Source organism: Bradyrhizobium sp. SZCCHNR1017 (assembly GCF_032381375.1).
In the GTDB taxonomy this organism is placed as follows: domain Bacteria; phylum Pseudomonadota; class Alphaproteobacteria; order Rhizobiales; family Xanthobacteraceae; genus Bradyrhizobium.
This window is the reverse complement of sequence record NZ_JAUHIR010000020.1, coordinates 60,877-81,064: the sequence shown is the minus strand read 5'-3', so window position 1 is coordinate 81,064 and position 20,188 is coordinate 60,877. Positions and strand designations below refer to the sequence as shown.

General features: G+C 66.1%; 13 protein-coding genes. 9 read left to right on the top strand and 4 right to left on the bottom strand.

Annotated elements, in window-relative coordinates:
* Window positions 1-25 precede the first annotated feature (25 nt).
* Window positions 26-2,014 carry a methyl-accepting chemotaxis protein gene (locus QW863_RS32005; protein ID WP_315717893.1) on the bottom strand — a complete coding sequence of 663 codons (1,989 nt, stop codon included), beginning with the start codon at window positions 2,012-2,014 and terminating at the stop codon, window positions 26-28.
* Between the two features lie 286 nt (window positions 2,015-2,300).
* Here QW863_RS32005 and QW863_RS32000 point away from each other — a divergent pair, with 286 nt between their 5' ends.
* From QW863_RS32000 to QW863_RS31975, 6 genes are all read left to right on the top strand, one after another.
* Complete coding sequence (locus QW863_RS32000) at window positions 2,301-2,612, top strand: hypothetical protein (RefSeq protein WP_315717894.1); 312 nt, start codon at window positions 2,301-2,303, stop codon at window positions 2,610-2,612.
* A gap of 219 nt (window positions 2,613-2,831) precedes the next feature.
* The gene (locus QW863_RS31995) at window positions 2,832-3,566 is read left to right on the top strand and encodes a porin family protein (RefSeq protein ID WP_315717895.1); all 735 of its coding nucleotides are present in this window, start codon (window positions 2,832-2,834) and stop codon (window positions 3,564-3,566) included.
* Window positions 3,567-3,809: 243 nt separating this feature from the next.
* A complete protein-coding gene (locus QW863_RS31990; protein ID WP_315717896.1) occupies window positions 3,810-5,948 on the top strand; it encodes a methyl-accepting chemotaxis protein in 2,139 nt (712 codons plus the stop codon).
* A 274-nt stretch (window positions 5,949-6,222) separates the two neighbouring features.
* On the top strand, window positions 6,223-7,281 hold the full coding sequence (locus tag QW863_RS31985; RefSeq protein WP_315717897.1) for an MBL fold metallo-hydrolase: 1,059 nt from the start codon (window positions 6,223-6,225) through the stop codon (window positions 7,279-7,281).
* Window positions 7,282-7,490: 209 nt separating this feature from the next.
* The gene (gene hemA / locus QW863_RS31980; RefSeq protein WP_315717898.1) at window positions 7,491-8,720 is read left to right on the top strand and encodes a 5-aminolevulinate synthase; all 1,230 of its coding nucleotides are present in this window, start codon (window positions 7,491-7,493) and stop codon (window positions 8,718-8,720) included.
* A gap of 269 nt (window positions 8,721-8,989) precedes the next feature.
* Window positions 8,990-12,508 (top strand): PAS domain-containing hybrid sensor histidine kinase/response regulator, encoded by a 3,519-nt coding sequence (locus tag QW863_RS31975; RefSeq protein ID WP_315717899.1) that lies wholly within the window; start codon window positions 8,990-8,992, stop codon window positions 12,506-12,508.
* Window positions 12,509-12,522: 14 nt separating this feature from the next.
* Here QW863_RS31975 and QW863_RS31970 read toward each other — a convergent pair whose 3' ends face one another.
* The gene (locus QW863_RS31970) at window positions 12,523-13,455 is read right to left on the bottom strand and encodes a LysR family transcriptional regulator (RefSeq protein ID WP_315717900.1); all 933 of its coding nucleotides are present in this window, start codon (window positions 13,453-13,455) and stop codon (window positions 12,523-12,525) included.
* Between the two features lie 103 nt (window positions 13,456-13,558).
* Here QW863_RS31970 and QW863_RS31965 point away from each other — a divergent pair, with 103 nt between their 5' ends.
* Together QW863_RS31965 and QW863_RS31960 are read left to right on the top strand one after the other, a co-directional pair.
* The gene (locus tag QW863_RS31965) at window positions 13,559-14,530 is read left to right on the top strand and encodes an alpha/beta hydrolase (protein WP_315717901.1); all 972 of its coding nucleotides are present in this window, start codon (window positions 13,559-13,561) and stop codon (window positions 14,528-14,530) included.
* A 26-nt stretch (window positions 14,531-14,556) separates the two neighbouring features.
* Window positions 14,557-14,931 (top strand): alpha/beta fold hydrolase, encoded by a 375-nt coding sequence (locus QW863_RS31960; RefSeq protein ID WP_315717902.1) that lies wholly within the window; start codon window positions 14,557-14,559, stop codon window positions 14,929-14,931.
* A 786-nt stretch (window positions 14,932-15,717) separates the two neighbouring features.
* Here QW863_RS31960 and QW863_RS31955 read toward each other — a convergent pair.
* Both QW863_RS31955 and QW863_RS31950 read right to left on the bottom strand, forming a co-directional pair.
* Complete coding sequence (locus QW863_RS31955; RefSeq protein WP_315715219.1) at window positions 15,718-17,094, bottom strand: IS30 family transposase; 1,377 nt, start codon at window positions 17,092-17,094, stop codon at window positions 15,718-15,720.
* Between the two features lie 374 nt (window positions 17,095-17,468).
* Complete coding sequence (locus QW863_RS31950) at window positions 17,469-18,143, bottom strand: response regulator transcription factor (protein ID WP_315717903.1); 675 nt, start codon at window positions 18,141-18,143, stop codon at window positions 17,469-17,471.
* Window positions 18,144-18,495: 352 nt separating this feature from the next.
* Here QW863_RS31950 and QW863_RS31945 point away from each other — a divergent pair, with 352 nt between their 5' ends.
* Window positions 18,496-20,166 (top strand): MFS transporter, encoded by a 1,671-nt coding sequence (locus QW863_RS31945; protein ID WP_315717904.1) that lies wholly within the window; start codon window positions 18,496-18,498, stop codon window positions 20,164-20,166.
* Window positions 20,167-20,188 lie beyond the last annotated feature (22 nt).

The following is a 20,188-nucleotide window of genomic DNA, read 5'->3' as shown; positions in this document are numbered from 1 at the left end:
AGCGGAGGCAGGCGACCTCGCTCGTCTACGCCGCCTGCCGTGCGAAGGTCCGCCTGAACCATGCCAGGAACGCCTCGCGATTTTGGCCGGGGTCGAACTCGACATGCAGCGCGTCCTTTTCACGGGCGCGAACCCGATACGGCACGCTGCCGTCGAAGCCGCTGAATTCCATGACGCCGCGATCGCCGATGCCCGGTTCGGGGTCGAACCGGAACCAGGCGCCGCCTTCGGAAATGTCCACCAGATCGGCCTTCACCGTGCCCCTGCGATCGTCGACGACCTTGATCGACAGGCTCGACTTCAACCGCGGCGACTGACGGCGATCGGCTTCGGCGGTCGCCGTCCTGACGGCCTTCACCAGCGTGGCACGGAGCGAGGTCAGGCCCGTTGCCACGGAGCCGATGGCGTTGCGCACCTCGGCGGCCCGATCGTTGACCATGCCGGCGTCCCTGCCGACATTGCCGATCTTGGACGACACGTCGCGCGCCGCGCTGGCCGATGACTGGACCGAGCGGCTGATCTCCTGGGTCGCCGCGTGCTGCTCCTCCATCGCCGCGGCGATCGAGGCTGCGACCTCGTCGATCTCGGAAATCTGGCTGCCGATGCCTTCGACGACGTCGACGGTCGCCTGCGTGGTGGTCTGCACCTCGCCGATCAGCCGCGAGATCTCCTCGGTCGATTTGGCGGTCTGATCCGACAGCGATTTGACCTCGGCCGCAACCACGGCAAAGCCGCGGCCGGCATCGCCGGCGCGCGCGGCCTCGATGGTGGCATTGAGCGCCAGAAGGTTGGTCTGCTCGGCAATGCCGCCGATCAGGTTGGAGACCTCGGCGATCTTGTCCACGGCCGTGGACAAGGAGAGCATCGTGTTCTTCGCCTTCTCGCGCTCGGTCACCGCCGATTTGGTGATCGTGCTGGCGCGCGCCACCTGGCTCGAGATCTCGCGGATCGCCGAGCTCAGTTGCTCGGCTGCCGACGAGACCGTCTGGGCATTGGAGAGCGACTTCTCCGAGGCTGCGGCCACCGATTGCGCATCGGTCGACAGTTCCTCGGCCAGTTTCGAGAGGCCTGCGGCGACGGCCTCGACCTGGCGCGATGCGCCGGCCGCAGCTTCGACGGACGTCTCGGTCTCGCGCTCGATCACGTCGGCCATGTCGAGCATGGCGCGCTTCTTATGCTCCTCGGCGGCCGCACGATCGCGCTCCTGCCTGTCGCGGAGGCTCGCGTTCTCGAGCGCGTTGGTCTTGAAGATGCTCAGCGCGCCCGCCATCGCGCCGATCTCGTCGCCGCGTTCCGAATAGGAAATGTCGGCCGACAGATCGCCCTCGGCGATCCGCCGCATCAGCCCGGTCATGCGCGACAGCGGACGGACGACGCCGATCACCAGCCCCGACATGCCGGCGACGACCAGAGCCAGAACGATGCCGGACACGGTCCACACAATGATGGAGATGCTGCGATCCTGGGTCGCCGCCGTCGCCTCCATGTCCGAATTCAGCTTGTTCGCCTTGTCGACCAGCGTATCGATCACCGCGCGGTGGGCGGCGTAGGCTTCGGCCAGACGGACATAGGCGGCATCGGCCTTCGCCATGTCGCCGGAGCGCAGCGCCGGGATCAACTCGGCCTCCAGGGCCTGCCAGAATTTCCGGACCTCGCCGTCCGATCGTTCGACCAGCAGCGATTTCAGATCGGACGGCAGCGCCGAGCCGGTCCAGAACGTCTTGCGATCCTCATAGTCCTTCTTCAGTTGCGCCAGCTTATTGACGTGCGTGTCGAGGTCGTTCGGCGTCCGGAGTGCGAGGGTCGCCTCGAGATAGGCCTCGAGCACATATTCAGGTGGCGGCAGGATGTCGGCCACCAGATCATTGCCGAGCTTGATCTTGTCGTAGAGGGGCCCGCCGACCTTGAGCTCGCGCAGCGCATAGGCGCTGGTCAGCACGACCGCACCGAAGCCGAGTGCGAGCACAAGGCCAAAAGCCGCAATGAACGTGGAAATGGAGAGACGCATCTTCATGTCGGCGGCACATTCGCTGGAGGGTGGACTGCACCCGCCGTCGCCCCGCCGGAGCCCTCTCCGCTCGCTTGCATGGAGCTGGTCCGTCCGGAACGACCGGCATCGAGTCGTTAATTTGATCCAGCGTGCACAACCTTTTCTCAGGGAAGGTAAATTTCCGCCTCCGTAGAAATGCGGTCCAGCCCGTTTCGGCCGAGGATGCAGACGCTCCTCCCACTATGACCTGGCGCAAGGCGGCGGGAGGCGGATCTGCGAACATTCATGCATCGCCGCTTCAGGAGCCACCATGTCGAAACCCATCCCGGACAAGGCCGAGATCGCGCTCGAATATCCCGACAAGTTCTATGCCGGCACGTTCGAGCATTCCTCGCGGTTCGAAGCCCATCTCGAATCATCCGGCCTGGCATTGACCCTGGAGCGGCCCGGCCCAGAGGACGTCCGCAAGTCGATCCATATGCACCTGAACTTCGGACTGCTCGCCGCGATTCTGCACGAGCTCGCCGCCGGCATCGCTTCGATGCCCAAGGACGACATCGTTCATCGCGAGCAGCTGCGCGACGCAGTCGCGGCTCTGCATCGAGCTCTTAACGCGCCTTAACCGGTTGCGCCGCGGCGGCACAAAGGGGCCCGGCGTTAACTCCCGGTTCAGCCTTCGTTAGTGCATTACTAACTACGCCAGAACCTTTGCCCGGAGAAGGTCGGGTTGGAGGCCGGTGTGCTGCGGGAGTGACAGCATTTTATTCAAAAGCGATCTATCTCCGATGCATCGACGGCGCGCGATGCGCGAGCCTTGTTAGTTGAGTATCGGAGACCCGCCATGAAGAAGATCCTGTTCGCAACCGTTGCCGTCGCCGCGCTGGCTTCGGCCCAGTCCGCTGTCGCCGCCGATCTCGGCGCCCGGACCTATCCTTACGCCACCAAGGCGCCGCCGGCTTACGCCGCCCCGATCTACAACTGGACCGGCTTCTATCTCGGCGCCCATCTCGGCGGCGCGTTCTCGAGCGACAACAACTTCTCCGGCCTCGCCACCGGCAACAACTCCAACGGCCGCTTCCTGGGCGGCTTGCAGGTCGGCGCCGACTGGCAGTTCGCACCGACCTGGGTGATCGGCGCCGAGGGCCAGTACAGCTGGCTGAGCGGCAGCGTCGGCGCCGCCTTCCCCGGCGGCCTCGTCTACACCAACAGCCAGCGCGGCCTCGGCTCGATCACCGGCCGCTTCGGCTATACCTGGGGTCCGGGCCTGCTCTACGTGAAGGGCGGCTACGCCTATTCCGACAACAACGAGAAGGTGACGTTCGCCGGCACGCCGGTCGGCTTCGCGACCAATGGCGACCATCGCAACGGCTGGACCGTCGGCGGCGGACTCGAATACATGTTCGCGCCGAACTGGTCGGCCAAGGCCGAGTATCAGTACTACAATTTCGGCAGCGCCACCTTCACGGCGCCCGCCGCGCTGGTGCCGACCGGCAGCTTCACCACCGACGACCACACCTTCAAGGCTGGCGTGAACTACCGCTTCAACTGGGGCGCTCCGCTCGCGGCCCGCTACTGATCCGCAGGCGTCAAATAACAACAAACGACGGGAAGGCCGGCAGCGATGCCGGCCTTTTCTGTCATAGGTTATCGAAAGCGCGGCCCAACAATCCCTTCCGTCCCGTTAAATGCCGCACGGTGAAATGCGAAAATGCGAGAAAACTCAGCACTGCCCGAGTAGTTTCCCGGATTTGTTAACCGCCCGCCGCGATACTGCCTGCAAGCAACAGCTCCAAGTAGTGCATATCGGGGGACACCAGAGATGGCGATTCGGTTCAGCTTCAGCAGGGTGCTCGGAGTCCTGCGGCCCAGGTGGGGCGTCCGCGGCAGCCTGTTCGCAGCCTTCGCAGTGATCGCCGGCATGGCGATCGCGATCAGCGTCGCTGCGGGACTGATGCTGCGACACGTCGGCGGCACCATGGTCGAACTCTCGGGCCGCGAGATTCCGCGCCTGACCTCGAGCCTGCAGCTGCTGGCGCAGAGCTCCGGCCTGGCCAGCCTCGGCCCGGCGCTGCTGCAGTCCCAGAGCGAGGACGCGCTCAACGAGCGCCTGAAGAAGATGCAGGAGATCCAGAAGACCACGCAGGAGCGCCTGAGCGAGATCAGCGCGCTCGGCGCCGCGAAGAGCGTGGTGGCGCCGCTCGCCGAGACCATCAAGAACATCAACGAGGCCAATCAGAGCCTGGTGTCCGCCGCACGCGAGCGTCTCGAAGTCGCGGCCCTGCACAACAAGCAGTACGACGCGTTGCGCAAGGCGCAGGCGGACTTCACTGCCGCCGCCAACGAGCCGATGCTGGATGCCCAGACGCAGCTCAACGCCGTGCTCGGCGCAGCCGAGGTGTCGGCAGACGACGCGACGGCAGCCGCACGGTTCGTCGAGCAGCTCGGCAATGTGATCGCGTCCGGCAACCTGCTGGTGGCGCAGATGGCTGCCGCGCTATCGGCCAACGACAGCGACACGCTGGAGACGATCGAGCGGCAGTTCAAGGAGGCGGTGGCGCAGCTCAAATCCAATCTCGAATTGCTGCCGACCGGCCGCAGCACCAAGGCAATCCACGATGCCGCGCTGAAGCTCGCCGCGCTCGGCGAGGGCAAGGCCCGCGTGTTCAAGACGCGCGAGAAGGAGCTCGACGCCAACGACTACGGGCAGACCGTGCTGGAGGAGACGCGCAAGCTCAATGTCGGTCTCGACATCAGCGTGCAGCAGCTCGTCGAAGGCGTGCGCAAGTCGACCGAAAGCACCACCGGCACGGCGGGCCGTGACATCGAGCTGGCAACGCTCGGCATGGCCGGTGCCGGCGCAGCCACGCTGCTCGGCTCGGTGCTGTTCGTCTGGCTCTATGTCGGCGGCAACATCCTGCGCCGGATCAAGCGGCTGCAGCAGGCGATGCAGACGCTGTCGAGCGGCGATCTCGACACCGAGATTGCGGCCTCGAAGCAGCGCGACGAGATCGGCGCGATGGTCGACACCCTGCAGGTGTTCCGCGAGAACATGGTCCGTGCCCGCACCCTGGCCGCCGAGCAGGACCGCGAGAATGCCGCCAAGGCCGAGCGCGCCGCGCGCATGGAGGCCCAGATCGCCACGTTCGAGGCGACGGTGCGCAGCGCCCTCGGCACGCTGCAGAACTCCGCCACGGCCATGCAGGCGACCGCGCAGAGCATGTCACAGACCGCCGACCAGTCCAACTCGCTGGTCAATGCGGTCGCGGCGGCTGCCGAGGAGACCTCGGTCAACGTCCAGACCGTGTCGGCCGGCACCGAGCAATTGTCGTCGTCGATCGCGGAGATCAGCCGCCAGGTCGTGACCTCGGCCCAGATCGCCAAGAAGGCGGTCGAGGAAGCCGGCGCCACCGATTCGACGATGCAGGGGCTCGCCGACAACGCGAGCCGCGTCAGCGTCGTCGTCGACCTGATCCAGGCGATCGCCTCGCAGACCAACCTGCTCGCGCTCAACGCCACCATCGAGGCGGCGCGCGCCGGCGAGGCCGGCCGCGGCTTCGCGGTGGTCGCGCAGGAGGTGAAGAGCCTGGCGAGCCAGACCGCCAAGGCCACCGACGAGATCCGCACCCAGATCGCGGGCATGCAGCAGGTCGCCTCGTCGGCGGTGTCGGCGATCCGCAACATCGGCGAGACCATCGCCGAGATCGACAACGTCACCACCGCGATCGCCGCCGCCGTGGAGCAGCAGGGCACCGCGACGCACGAGATCGCCCGCAACATCCAGCAGGCGGCCTCCGGCACCACCGAGGTCTCCAACAACATCACAGGCGTCTCCAGCGCCTCGGCCCAGGCCGGCACCTCCGCCAACGAGGTGCTCAGTGCCTCCGAAGCGCTGCGGCGCGAGGCCGACACCCTGCGCGCCGAGGTCGATGCGTTCCTGACCAACATCCGGGCGGCGTAGTTGCTACTCGCCGGTCATTCCGGGGCAATCGTCAATGCGCTTTACGCATTGGCGATTGAACCCGGAATCTCGAGCTGATGAGCGCAAGACAATCTCGCGATTCCGGGTTCGAGGCCTGCGGCCTCGCCCCGGAATGACGGGGGCGTGGCGAAGCAGAAGGCGTCGAGGCAGGTCATGCTGGCGCGACCCGACGCAGCTTCCGTACCCCGGAATGCCGTCCAGCCATGTGTTTTTCGGCTGGCGCTCGCGCGCGGCGGCCGTTAATCGATGAGGCATGACGAAGACAGACACCGTTCACTCCTCCGCCGAAGCCCTGCGCTATCCCTGGGAGCAGCATCCCGGTGAGGATCAGGTCGTCGAGGTCGCGCCCGGCGTGCTGTGGCTGCGCCTGAAGCTGCCGTTCCGCCTCAACCATGTGAACATCTATCTGCTCGCCGATGGCGATGGCTGGGTCGCGGTGGACTCCGGCTTCGGCAACGAGGAGTCGATCGCCGCCTGGACGCGGCTGCTCGATGGCCCGCTCAAACACGTCAAGATCAGCCGGCTGATCGTGACGCATTCGCATCCCGACCATGTCGGGCTCGCCGGCTGGATCGTCGAGCGCTTCAATTGCCCGCTGGTGATGTCGCAGGTCGAGTACCTGCAGTCGGTCTATCACCAGAACCGCGGCACCGAGGAGCGCCGCAATGCCCAGCGGCTGTTCTTCCGCCGCCACGGCATGGACGAGACCCTGACCGACAAGCTGCTCGGCCGCGGCCAGGAATATCTGCAGCGCGTCTCGGTGCTGCCGGCCTCCTACCGCCGCATCTCCCATGGCGACGAGATCCAAATCGGCAGCCGGCGCTTCAAGGTCATCACCGGCGGCGGGCACGCGCTCGACCAGGTCATGCTGTACTGCGCCGCCGACAAGCTGTTCCTGTCCGCCGACCAGGTGCTGAGCAAGATCTCGCCCAATGTCAGCGTCTGGGCGGTCGAGCCCGACCAGAACTCGCTCGGCGAATATCTGGCCTCGCTGGCGAGCCTCACCACCACCCTGCCCTATGACGTGCTGGTGCTGCCAGGCCATGGCGTGCCGTTCTACGGGCTGAAGACGCGCATCAAGCAGCTCGCCGACCACCACGAGGAGCGCTGCCGGATGATCGCCGACGCCTGCCGCGACGAGCCGAAGACCTCGGCGCAGCTCGTGCCGGTCGTGTTCCACAAGCACGTGCTCGACCCGCACCAGATGGGCTTCGCCGCCGGCGAGCTGATCGCCCATGTCAACTACATGCTGGTCGAGGGCCGCCTGACCAGCCAGACCATCGACGGCGTGCTGCATTATCGCACCACCTGAGGCTGCGGGGCCGCGACGCCGCCGCGTCGCCGCAATCCCGGCGCCGTTCGGCCGAGATCACTCCCCCCTTGGACAAATCGCCCAATTCCCGCCTTGGGATTCCGGCTCGACAGCCGCTCTGGAAACGCTCTAAGAAGACCTTACGCCACGCATGCCGCGAGGTTTTCGCTTCAGGTGCTGCACTGCAGCGCGCCAGTTCGGGTTTCGTGATGGACTACAGCCAGTACTTCAGTGCCGCCCTCGGTCGCCTGCATGATGAGCGTCGCTACCGAGTCTTCGCCGATCTCGAACGCATCGCCGGCCGGTTCCCGCACGCGACCTGGCACTCGCCGAGCGGACCGCGCAATGTCGTGATCTGGTGCTCCAACGACTATCTCGGCATGGGCCAGCACCCGAAGGTGGTCGGCGCGATGGTCGAGACCGCAACCCGCGTCGGCACCGGCGCCGGCGGCACCCGCAACATCGCCGGAACCCATCATCCCCTGGTGCAGCTCGAGGCCGAGCTCGCCGACCTCCACGGCAAGGAAGCGGCGCTGCTGTTCACCTCCGGCTACGTGTCGAACCAGACCGGCATCGCCACGCTCGCCAAGCTGATTCCCGACTGCCTGATCCTGTCGGACGCGCTGAACCACAATTCGATGATCGAGGGCGTGCGCCAGTCCGGCTGCGAGCGCCAGATCTGGCGCCACAACGATCTCGCCCATCTCGAACAGCTCCTGATCGCCGCCGGTCCTAACAGGCCGAAGCTGATCGCCTGCGAGAGCCTGTATTCGATGGACGGCGACGTCGCGCCGCTGGCGGCGATCTGCGATCTCGCCGAGCGCTACAATGCGATGACCTATGTCGACGAGGTGCACGCGGTCGGCATGTACGGCCCGCGCGGCGGCGGCATCGCCGAGCGCGATGGCGTCATGCACCGCATCGACATCCTCGAAGGCACGCTGGCGAAGGCGTTCGGCTGCCTCGGCGGCTACATCGCCGCGAAGGGCGAGATCATCGACGCGGTTCGCTCGTACGCGCCGGGCTTCATCTTCACGACCGCGCTGCCGCCGCCGATCTGCTCGGCCGCCACGGCTGCGATCAAGCACCTGAAATCGTCGAGCTGGGAGCGCGAGCGCCACCAGGACCGCGCCGCACGGGTGAAGGCGGTCCTCAATGCCGCCGGCCTGCCGGTGATGACCAACGACACCCACATCGTGCCGCTGTTCGTCGGCGATCCCGAGAAGTGCAAGCAGGCCTCCGATCTCCTGCTGGAAGAGCACGGCATCTACATCCAGCCGATCAACTACCCGACGGTCGCCAAGGGCACCGAGCGCCTGCGCATCACGCCCTCGCCCTACCACGACGACGGCCTGATCGATCGCCTGGCCGAGGCCCTGCTGCAGGTCTGGGAACGGCTCGGCCTGGCGCTGCACAAGAAGCCGCTCGCGGCGGAGTAGCATCGCTCTCTCCGTCATTCCGGGGCGTGCGAAGCACGAGCCCGGAATCCATCGGGCAGCACGGCATCAGGCGACATGGATTCCGGGCTCGCCCTGCGGGCGCTCCGGAATGACGGCGGAGACTGCGGGGTCTCCCGCGCTAACGATGACTCCAGCTCCGCGCTCTCTCGGCAAGATCGCTATCGCCCTGCCTCCAGCAACGGGCTAGATTTCCCGGACAACGGGATCAGCCCGGAGCCTTCGAGGAAGACGTCGGAGACGCGTAGGAGATGCTGCACGACTGGGGCGTGATCCTGGCCGCGTTCGGCTATATCGGGTTCCTGTTCCTGGTCGCCAGCCGCGGCAACCGGGCCGGCGAACGGCGGCCGGCAGAGAGCCGCGGTCGGCTGGCCGGGCTGATCTACCCGCTGTCGCTGGCGATCTACTGCACGTCCTGGACCTTCTTCGGCTCGGTCGGCTTTGCCTCCCGCACCAGCGTCGACTTCCTCGCGATCTATCTCGGGCCGATCCTGATGGTCGGCGCCTGCACGCCGCTGCTGCGCCGGGTGATCCGGCTCGCCAAGTCGCAGAACATCACCTCCGTCGCCGACCTGATCGGCGCCCGCTACGGCAAGAGCCAGGCGGTGGCGGCCACCGTGGCGCTGATCGCGATCATCGGCTCGGTGCCCTACATCGCGCTGCAGCTCAAGGCCGTCGCCTCGTCGCTGCAGACCATCCTGATCGACGACCGCGCCTTCGCCCACATCCCCTTCGTCGGCGACATGGCGCTGATGGTCACCTTGGCGATGGCTGTCTTCGCGGTGCTGTTCGGAACGCGGCAGACCGACGCCACCGAGCATCAGCACGGCCTGATGCTGGCGGTCGCGACCGAGTCGATCATCAAGCTGGTCGCCTTCATCGCCGCCGGCGCCTTCGTCACCTTCTGGATGTTCTCGCCGGTCGAGCTGATCGAGCGGGCCATGAAATCGCCGGAGGCCGAGCGCGCGCTGGAATATGTGCCGGGCATCGGCAATTTCCTCACCATGACCCTGCTGTCGTTCTGCGCCGCGATGCTGCTGCCGCGCCAGTTCCATGTCAGCGTGGTCGAGAACGCCGACGATGCCGAGGTGTCGCGTGCGCGCTGGCTGTTTCCGCTCTATCTGATCGCGATCAATCTGTTCGTGATCCCGATCGCTCTCGCCGGCCTCATCACCTTCCCGTTCGGCGCCGTCGACAGCGACATGTACGTGCTGGCGCTGCCGATCGAAGCCAATTCGCAATGGCTGTCGATCCTGGTCTTCGTCGGCGGCCTGTCGGCGGCGACCGCGATGGTGATCGTCGAATGCGTGGCGCTGTCGATCATGGTGTGCAACGACATCGTCGTGCCCCTGGTGCTGCAGCGCCAGGAGCAGCGCGAGATCGGCCGCGACTTCGCCGGCTTCCTGCTCGGCACCCGCCGCATCGCGATCTTCGCCATCATGGTGATGGCCTATTTCTACTACCGCGCGCTCGGCAACACCCAGCTCGCCGCGATCGGCCTGCTGTCGTTCGCCGCCATCGCGCAGCTCGCGCCGAGCTTCTTCGGCGGTCTGTTCTGGCGGCGCGCGACCGCGCGCGGCGCGATGGGCGGCATGCTGGTCGGCTTCGCCGTCTGGCTCTACACGCTGTTCATCCCGAGCTTCCTCGACACCTCCACCGCCGGCATCCTGTTCCTGCAGCACGGTCCGTTCGGCTTCGAGCCGCTGCGGCCGCAGGCGCTGCTCGGCACCGATTTGCCGCCGCTGCTGCACGGCGTGCTGTGGAGCCTGTCGCTCAATCTCTTGACCTACGTCGTGCTGTCGCTGGCGCGGCAGCCGTCGTCGATCGAGCTGTTGCAGGCCGACATCTTCGTGCCGGCCGAGCTGACGCCGAGTGCGCCGAGCTTCCGGCGCTGGCGCTCGACCGTGACGGTGCAGGACATCCAGAGCACGGTCGGCCAATATCTCGGTCCCGACCGTGCCCGCGCCTCGTTCGAGGCGTTCGCCGCCCAGCGCAACCTCCCGCTCGATCCGGCCGCGCCGGCCGATTTCGAGCTGCTGCGCCATGCCGAGCACCTGATCGCCTCCTCGATCGGCGCGGCGTCGTCGCGCCTTGTGATGTCGCTGCTCCTGCGCAAGCGCACGGTGTCGGCCAAGGCCGCGCTCAAGCTGCTCGACGATTCCCATGCCGCGCTGCATTTCAACCGCGAGATCCTGCAGACCGCGCTGAACCATGTGCGCCAGGGCATCGCGGTGTTCGACGCCGACCTGCAACTGATCTGCTCCAACGGCCAGTTCGTCGACCTGCTCGGGCTGCCGCCGGATCTGGTGCAGATCGGCAGTCCGTTGAAGGAGATCCTCGAATTCATGGGCACGATCGGCGCGCCCACCTATGAGGACGGCGAGGCGCTGCTGGCGCGGCGGCTCGCCGCCTACACCACCGAAGGCGAGCCCTATCTGGAACGCCTCGCCGACCGCCACATGGTGATCGAGGTCCGCACCAACCGCATGCCGGATGGCGGCCTCGTCATCACCTTCACCGACGTCACGCCCTCGTTCGAAGCCGCCGAGGCACTGGAGCGCGCCAATGCGACGCTGGAGAAGCGCGTCCGCGACCGCACCGAGGAGCTGACGCGGCTGAATTCGGAGCTGGCGCTGGCCAAGAGCGCCGCCGAGGACGCCAACATCTCCAAGACGCGCTTCCTTGCGGCGGCCAGCCACGACATCCTGCAGCCGCTGAACGCGGCGCGGCTCTACGTGACGAGCCTCGTCGAGCGGCAGACGGCCGGCGAGGATTCGCGCCTGGTCGAGAACATCGACGACTCGCTCGAGGCGATCGAGGAGATTCTCGGCGCGCTGCTCGACATCTCCCGGCTCGATGCCGGCGCGATGACGCCGCAGGTCTCGAGCTTCAAGATGGCCGACCTGATGCGCTCGCTGGAGATCGAGTTCGCGCCCGCCGCGCGCGCCAAGGGTCTGGAGCTGGTGTTCGTGCCGTCGTCGCTGCCGGTCGAGTCCGACCGTCTGCTGTTGCGCCGGCTGCTGCAGAACTTCATCTCCAACGCCATCAAGTACACCCCCAAGGGCCGCGTGCTGGTCGGCTGCCGCCGCCACGGCCAGTCGCTGCAGATCGGCGTCTACGACACCGGCGTCGGCATCCCCCCGGTCAAGCGCGGCGAGATCTTCAAGGAATTCCACCGCCTCGAGCAGGGCGCGCGGATCGCGCGCGGCCTCGGCCTGGGGCTGTCGATCGTCGAGCGCATCGCGCGCGTGCTGAACCACGGCATTGCGCTGGACTCGCGGCCCGGCCGCGGCTCGGTGTTCTCAGTGACGGTGCCGATCGCCAAGGCGATCAACCACACCGCCGCCGTCACCACCGCGACCCCGCTGGCGACGACGCCGATTGCGGGCGCCCTGATCGTCTGCATCGAGAACGATCCGGCGATCCTCGACGGCATGAAGACCCTGCTGACGGCGTGGGACGCCGAGGTGATCGCCGTCCCTGATCCGGAGTCCGCGATGGAGGCGATCGCGGCGCGCGACGGCGCCGTCACCGGCCTGCTCGTCGACTACCATCTCGACCGCGGCAACGGCATCGCCGCCATCCGCGACATCCGCCGCCGCTTCAACGAGGCGCTGCCCGCGATCCTGATCACCGCCGACCGCAGCCCCCACGTCCGCGCTGCCGCCCGCGACGACAACATCGCCGTGCTCAACAAGCCGCTGAAGCCGGCGTCGCTGCGGGCGTTGTTGGGACAGTGGCGGATTCAGCAGATGGTGGCGGCGGAGTAAGGGCGGCTGCCAAGTCACGACCCTCGCCGCGTTGCTGCCTTGCCGGGACTGTCCCCCATCCGCTCGACCAGATAGTCCACGAACACCCGAACACGCGCGGGCGTGTTGGCGCCGCCGACGAAGACGGCGTGAAAGACCTCCCTGTCGCCGGGATTGAACGCTTCGAGCAGCGGCACCAGCCGCCCCTCTGCGATCGCGTTGCCGAGGCTGAAATCGCCGACGCGGGCGATGCCGACGCCATCGAGCGCGAGCTGGCTGAGCGTGTCGCCGCTGTTGGCTTCGACGGCGCCGCGCACCTTCAGCGCATAGTCGACGCCATCGCGGCGGAACGGCCACACCGGCTCGGCGCGGCGAAAGCTGAAGTTCAGGCAATTGTGGTTGTAGAGGTCTTCCGGCGCCTCCGGCACGCCCCAGCGCGCCAGGTAGTCGGGCGAGGCGACGATGGTGCGGCCGTTGTCGCCGAGGCGGCGCGCGGTGAGCGCGCTGTCGGGCAGCGGACCGCCGCGAATCGCGACGTCCGCCTGCCCCGCCGCCACGTCGACGAGCCCGTCGCTCAGATTGATGTCGACCAGGATGTTCGGATAGCGCCGCACGAACTCGCCGAGCAGAGGGACGATGCAGACGCGGCCGTGCGAGAGGGCGGCGCTGACCCGGATGCGCCCGCGCGGCGCGCCCTGGTCTGCGATCGCCTGCTCGGCCTCGTCGAGGTCGGCGAGAATGCGACGGGCGGCCGCGAGATAGGACTGCCCCTCGGCGGTCAGCGTCAGCGCCCGCGTGCTTCGCAACAGCAGCCGCGCGCCAAGCCGCGCCTCGATGCGGTCGAGCGTCCGGCTCACAGCCGATGGCGTCAGCCCGAGACTGCGACCAGCGGCCGAGAAGCTGCCGCTGCCGGCGACGGCGCAGAACACTTCGAGATCCCTGGCACGATCCGCGCTGGCCAGTACCATCTTTGCGTCCCGATCAAAAATCCTTGGCGCGGCTACCCTCTAATACCGCGCACCTCCCTCGTCTAGCTTTGCGTGCATCAACACGCCCAATGAGGAGATCGCCATGACCCTTCCCCGCCTGCTGCAACGAACCGCCCTCGCCGCCAGCGCGCTCACGATGCTGACCAGCGCCGCCCTCGCCGACGCAACCGACGCGCCCGGCAATTTCCCGAAGACCTTCCGCACCCAGGAGATCCCGACCAACGGCACCACGATCCATGTCCGCGTCGGCGGCAGCGGACCGGCGGTCGTCCTGCTGCACGGCTATGGCGACACCGGCGACATGTGGGTGCCGCTCGCCGCTAAGCTCGCCGAGAACCACACCGTGATCGTGCCCGACCTGCGCGGGCTCGGCCTGTCCGCCCGCGCCGACAGGGGCTTTGAGAAGGCCAACCAGGCCGAGGACATCACCGGCGTCATGGACGCGCTGGGCGCGCGCACCGCCGAGGTCGTGGCGCACGACATCGGCAACATGGTCGCCTATGCGCTGGCGGCGCGGCACGCCGACCGCGTGACCAAGCTGGTGCTGATGGATGCGCCGGTGCCGGGCATCGGCCCGTGGGAGGAGATCCTGAAGAACCCGCTGCTGTGGCACTTCCGCTTCGGCGGCCCCGACATGGAGCGCCTGGTGGAGGGGCGCGAGCGCATCTATCTCGACCGCTTCTGGAACGAGTTCTCGGCTAACCCTGCCCACTTCCCGGAGGCCGCGCGCGTCCATTACGCGCAGCTCTATGCCGGCCCGGGGCGGATGCATGCGGGCTTCAGCCAGTTCGCCGCCTTCGATCAGGACGCGATCGACAACCGCGCCTGGCTCGCGGCGCATGGCAAGCTGACGATGCCGGTGCTGGCGATCGGTGGCGCGGCGTCCTTCGGCCCGACCATGGCGGTGGTGGCACGGGCCGGCGCGTCCAACGTGCAGGAGCAGGTCATCCCCGGCTCCGGCCATTGGCTGATGGAGGAGCAGCCGGCCGCGACGGTCGCTGCGATCGACGCCTTCCTCAACGGGCAGTCCGCCGCCACGCCGCCGCGCAACTGATCCAACGCAGCAGAAGGGCGCCGATCATGTCGACCCACACATGCGATGATGCGATCGGCGGGGCCAACGCCTCGCAAAGGCGCGCGATCATCTTCATCCACGGCCTGTGGCTGAAGCCCGGCTCGTGGGATCGGTGGGTCGAGCTGTTCGACGCCGCCGGCTACGCCGGGTTGGCGCCCGGCTGGCCGGCGGAGATGGGTGGCGCCGCCGCGCCCGAAACCATCGGCGAGGTAGCGGCGCACTTCGCCGCGATCGCGGGCGCACTCGACCGGCGCCCCGCCCTCATCGGCCATTCCTTCGGCGGCCTGATCGCGCAGATCCTCGTACGCAAAGGCAGTTGCTTCGGACGACAGGTTCAAGGCTCCCAATGTGGAATGGGACTTCGTTGCAATATCGAATAGCTTGACTCGCGACGCCGAAATTGAGACGCGCCAGACTGGCAAAGCACGCGGCTTAGTGGCCGAGTATGACGAGCCGAAGGTTCGAGTTTGGGTAAAGACCTGGGGTCAGATAATCTCGGAATCCGAAGGTCGCCTAACATTTTACAAGCGACGCCTGGAGTACAAGGCCAATGACGTAGAAGCACTTCGATATCTGCGAACGGTCAATCCCAATTATCTTAGCGACGAAGTGAGGGAGGAGATTGCTACACTCGATCTCAAAGATCAGGTCTAGCCGACCGGATTGATGTACGGACCAACAAGGCGTCACTTGCTCCACAAGACTGGAAGGCCTCGGTAACAGTCCAACAAAACTCAACGTCGCAAACCTCGCGGCAGGGCGCCTCGGCACACCTGCGGAATCTTACCGTGGCTTTGGGGAGACTTGCACGGAGATGGGCCTAAGCGAAGCTTGCGCACTTTGCTCTGCGTCCCCCTAGATACAGACTTTCTTTTTCCCCGAAATCGTGCTACCCCTTGAGTCGTCCCGTGCTCGTCATGAGGGGCGCTTCGCGATCGTCACGAACGTGGGGTGCGGGACGCGGTGGGCGCGTCGGGTCGCAGCGTGATCATTCATGCCGACGAACGATCCGGCGCGCACGGTCAAGCCGTGTGGTCCTGGCATCCCGGTGCTGATGCCAAGTCGGTGACGACGATGTTGCCGACGACGGGGGCAAGAACGCCGGTCCCCGGGGAGAGCTCGGAGCAGCCGTCAAAACCATCGCGCAGGGAGGGCCGGGGGCGGGCTCAAGCGGTGGTCGCAACACCAAGTGTTTTCATTCGTGACAGCAGCTCGTCAAGCGCTTCTGCTGGAGTTTTCCATCCTAGCGTCTTTCTCGGTCGGGAATTGAGCGCTGCGGCCACGGCGGCGATCTCGTCAGCATCGTAGACGCTCAGATCGGTACCTTTCGGGAAGTACTGCCGCAGCAGGCCATTCGTGTTCTCGTTCGTGCCACGTTGCCAGGGGCTTCTTGGATCGCAGAAGTAGATCTGAAGGTCTGTATCGATCTTGAGGTCACTGTGTTGAGCCATTTCGGTCCCCTGATCCCAGGTTAGCGAGCGGCGGAGTTCTTTGGGCAAGGTGACGATGGTGCGCGTGATCGCATCGCGTACCGCTTCAGCTCCGTGTCCGGAGAGCGCAGGCCCATCCTTCGTACGTGGGCCATCGTCAAACCCCGGCAGCCGTGGAAGGTGCAGGAGCATTGTAAACCGCGTGCTGCGTTCGACCAGCGTGCCGATTGCCGAGCTGGCGGAGCCGACGATCAGATCTCCTTCCCAATGTCCCGGCACAGCTCGATCCGCGACTTCGGCCGGACGCTCACTGATCATGATCTCTGGCGATATGAAGCCTTTGCTGCGCTTCCGCGTACGCGCTCGGGGCACGCGCAGCGCACGTCCCGTTCGCAAACAGGACGACAACTCGCGTTTCAGCGCTCCTCGGCCCTGAACAAAAAGCGCCTGGTAAATGGCTTCGTGGCTGATGCGCATCGCCTCGTCATCCGGGAAGTCGATCGGTAAGCGCCGGGCAATCTGCTCGGGACTCCACGCTTTCGTCCACCCCTGATCCTGGCTAGAGCCCGCACGACCGGCCTTCCGCCGAACGCCGCCTGGAGGTGCGACAAACCCTGCAAGCCGCTCTTCAACATAAGCGCGCAAGGCGGCGTTGCTTGCAAGCTTGCTCGGCTTAGGACGCCGGGCCGATCGATCTGCATGCCACTGGGCGGCCGTCGCCCGATAGGCCATCTTGCCGCCGTGCGTGGCCGCATTGCGATCGAGTTCACGGGAGATGGTCGAGGGAGATCGATTGAGACGCCGCGCTATCTCTCGTACAGAATGGCGCTGCGCATTCAGCAGCGCAATCTCTTCGCGCTCAGAAAAAGAGAGGTGCCGTCCGGAGAGCGGCTTCGCTGAAGGTCGGAACATTGCCGGTGCCACGCCGCCCGCTTTTCGAAATAATCGGGGGCCGACAGCATCCGATAATCCAGCAGCCAGCGCAGCATTCTCGCTGTTCAACCCAGCGGCAATCCCACGCCAAAATTTCTGCTGTTCCGCACGCCCCGCAACTGGTGGGCGCCCCAATGATCCCAGCTTGCCCCGCGTTGACCGTTTCTTTCGAATGCCCATCGCAACCTCCTCATCGAGTGTTGCGACGACCAATTGAATCCGCCGGGTGTGTTCGGCCAGACCTGTGGTGACTGCCGCCTGCTTTTTTCTGCAGGCGGGCCACGGGCGCGGCCAGCGCCCGGCCTTCCCTGCGCCCTCTGTTCAAGAGGGTGGATGATCGGCAAAGCTCGGACGCGCGATGCGCCGCGAGGCCGTGAAGGTGTGTCGCGAGTGAAGCAGAAGGCGTGCGGAATGGACGCTGTCCACATACACTGCAAGACGGCATCAAGCGCCGGCCAATGGCGCCTCCGGCAGACCGCTGCGGGGTGTCGTCATTCCGGGGCGGCTCGCAGAGCCGAACCCGGAATGACGACTCATCCAGATTTTCCCGTCGCTTACTTCCCCGTCGGCGCGTCCTGCCGCCAGGCGCTGCCCGCGATCTTCGCCGCCGCAATCACCGCCTGCGTCCGGCTCTCGACACCGAGCTTCTGCAGGATGGCCGACACATGCGCCTTGATGGTCGCCTCGGAGACACCGAGCTCGTAGGCGATCTGCTTGTTGAGCAGCCCCTGCGACAGCATCATCAGCACCCGCACCTGCTGCGGGGTCAGCGTCACCAGACGGTCGCGCAGCCTGGTCATCTCCGGATCGGCGCCGGCCGCCAAGTCCGTGTCGGGCGGCACCCAGACGTCGCCGTCCATCACCTTCTTGATGGCATCGCGCAGCGTGTCGACGCCGAACCGCTTCGGGATGAAGCCGGAGGCGCCGAAATCGAGCGAGCGGCGGATCGTCGCGCCATCGTCGCTCGCCGACACGATGACGACCGGGATCGCCGGATATTGCGCGCGCAGATAGATCAGGCCCGAGAAGCCGGAGATGCCGGGCATGGTGAGGTCGAGAAGTACGAGATCGACCTCGGAATCCTTTTCCAGCAGCGCGGTGAGGTCCTCGAACGAACCGGCCTCGTCGACCACGGCCTCCGCGAGCACGCTCGCGACCGCCTGCCGCAAAGCGTTGCGGAACAGCGGGTGATCATCGGCAATGACGAGATGGGTGCTGGCAGCCGCCATGAATCCAGACTTGACCTTGCGAGACCGACGACGTGCTGCAACTGCACGCGCCCGGTTTTCCGGAAATACTCGCCCGGCCACCGGTTGCATGCAAGCGTCCAATTCCACTTGCAGGGAAGGCGGTTAATCCGAACCTTGTGCAACGCAACATCGGTAGCGCGACGGCCGCTCACCGAACTTGATCCGGCGCAATGTCCCCATCTTTCCCGCGCGCCGCAGAGGGCAGAGCCGAAAGTCGTATTGGGGCGGGTTTCACTGCAATGTTACTGAAGAGCAAGGTCTCCGCGACCTGCGCCGTCCAAGTCCGGCATGCGGAGGCGAAAGCCATCATCACAACAATCATGGGGAGCGAATGCCGATGTCAACAATGGTAGCCACACAAGCGAGATCGGGAGGCATGACGAAGGACGAACGCTTCGTCATTCTGGCCTCCTCTCTCGGCACCGTCTTCGAGTGGTACGACTTCTATCTTTACGGGTCGCTGGCCTCGATCATCGGCGCGCAGTTCTTCAGCGGCTATCCGGCAGCCACCCGCGACATTTTCGCACTGCTCGCGTTCGCCGCCGGCTTCCTGGTCCGCCCGTTCGGCGCGATCGTGTTCGGCCGCATCGGCGACATCGTCGGCCGCAAATACACCTTCCTGGTCACGATCCTGATCATGGGCCTGTCGACCTTCATCGTCGGCCTGCTGCCGAACGCCGAGACCATCGGCTTCGCGGCACCGGTGATCCTGATCGGCCTGCGCCTGCTGCAGGGCCTCGCGCTCGGCGGCGAGTATGGCGGCGCCGCGACCTATGTCGCCGAGCACGCCCCGATGGGCAAGCGCGGCTACTACACCTCCTTCATCCAGACGACGGCGACGATGGGCCTGTTCCTGTCGCTGCTGGTCATCCTGTTCACCCGCACCATCATCGGCGAGGCCGACTTCGCCAAATGGGGCTGGCGCATTCCGTTCCTGGTCTCCGTGCTGCTGCTCGGCGTCTCCGTCTGGATCCGTCTGCGCCTGAACGAATCGCCCGTGTTCCAGAAGATGAAGGACGAGGGCAAGAGCTCGAAGGCGCCGCTGACGGAAGCGTTCGCGAACTGGGGCAACGCCAAGATCGTGTTGCTGGCGCTGATCGGCGCCACGATGGGCCAGGGCGTGGTCTGGTACACCGGCCAGTTCTACGCGCTGTTCTTCCTGCAATCGATCCTGAAGGTCGATGGCTACACCGCCAACCTGCTGATCGCCTGGTCGCTGCTGCTCGGCACCGGCTTCTTCATCGTGTTCGGCATGCTGTCCGACAAGATCGGCCGCAAGCCGATCATCATGGGCGGCTGCCTGATCGCGGCACTGACCTTCTTCCCGATCTTCAAGATGATCACCACCAACGCCAATCCGGCGCTGGAGAAGGCGATCGAGGCGACGAAGGTGGAAGTGGTGGCTGATCCCGCCGGCTGCGGCGATCTGTTCAACCCGGTCGGCACCCGCGTCTTCACCGCGCCTTGCGACACCGCCCGCGCCTTCCTGGCCCAGTCCTCGGTCAGGTACTCGACCGTTTATGGCCCGGCCGGCTCCGGCGTGAAGGTCACCTTCAACGGCAAGGAAGTGCCCTACACCGATGCGAAGACCAGCAACCCGGCGCTGACGGCCGCGATCGGCGAGGCCGGCTATCCGAAGGCGGGTGACGCCGGGATCGTCAAGATGGCGCATCCGTTCGACATCTTCCGTCCGCAGGTGGCCGCCATCATCGGTCTGCTGTTCATCCTGGTGATCTTCGTCACCATGGTGTACGGCCCGATCGCCGCGATGCTGGTCGAGCTGTTCCCGACCAAGATCCGCTACACCTCGATGTCGCTGCCGTATCACATCGGCAACGGCTGGTTCGGCGGCCTCCTGCCCGCAACCGCCTTCGCGATCGTGGCCTCGACCGGCGATATCTATGCCGGCCTGTGGTACCCGATCTTCTTCGCCGTGATCACTGCGGTGGTCGGCTTCCTGTTCCTGCCGGAAACCAAGGACGTCGACATCCAGGCCAATTGATCACGAGGCGAGCGGCACCCCG

What these genes read in the sequence shown, in the direction of transcription:
- QW863_RS32005 (WP_315717893.1), bottom strand. Translation starts at nt 2,014, where the DNA reads ATGAAGATGCGTCTCTCCATTTCCACGTTCATTGCGGCTTTTGGCCTT.
- QW863_RS32000 (WP_315717894.1), top strand. Translation starts at nt 2,301, where the DNA reads ATGTCGAAACCCATCCCGGACAAGGCCGAGATCGCGCTCGAATATCCC.
- QW863_RS31995 (WP_315717895.1), top strand. Translation starts at nt 2,832, where the DNA reads ATGAAGAAGATCCTGTTCGCAACCGTTGCCGTCGCCGCGCTGGCTTCG.
- QW863_RS31990 (WP_315717896.1), top strand. Translation starts at nt 3,810, where the DNA reads ATGGCGATTCGGTTCAGCTTCAGCAGGGTGCTCGGAGTCCTGCGGCCC.
- QW863_RS31985 (WP_315717897.1), top strand. Translation starts at nt 6,223, where the DNA reads ATGACGAAGACAGACACCGTTCACTCCTCCGCCGAAGCCCTGCGCTAT.
- hemA (WP_315717898.1), top strand. Translation starts at nt 7,491, where the DNA reads ATGGACTACAGCCAGTACTTCAGTGCCGCCCTCGGTCGCCTGCATGAT.
- QW863_RS31975 (WP_315717899.1), top strand. Translation starts at nt 8,990, where the DNA reads ATGCTGCACGACTGGGGCGTGATCCTGGCCGCGTTCGGCTATATCGGG.
- QW863_RS31970 (WP_315717900.1), bottom strand. Translation starts at nt 13,455, where the DNA reads ATGGTACTGGCCAGCGCGGATCGTGCCAGGGATCTCGAAGTGTTCTGC.
- QW863_RS31965 (WP_315717901.1), top strand. Translation starts at nt 13,559, where the DNA reads ATGACCCTTCCCCGCCTGCTGCAACGAACCGCCCTCGCCGCCAGCGCG.
- QW863_RS31960 (WP_315717902.1), top strand. Translation starts at nt 14,557, where the DNA reads ATGTCGACCCACACATGCGATGATGCGATCGGCGGGGCCAACGCCTCG.
- QW863_RS31955 (WP_315715219.1), bottom strand. Translation starts at nt 17,094, where the DNA reads ATGGGCATTCGAAAGAAACGGTCAACGCGGGGCAAGCTGGGATCATTG.
- QW863_RS31950 (WP_315717903.1), bottom strand. Translation starts at nt 18,143, where the DNA reads ATGGCGGCTGCCAGCACCCATCTCGTCATTGCCGATGATCACCCGCTG.
- QW863_RS31945 (WP_315717904.1), top strand. Translation starts at nt 18,496, where the DNA reads ATGCCGATGTCAACAATGGTAGCCACACAAGCGAGATCGGGAGGCATG.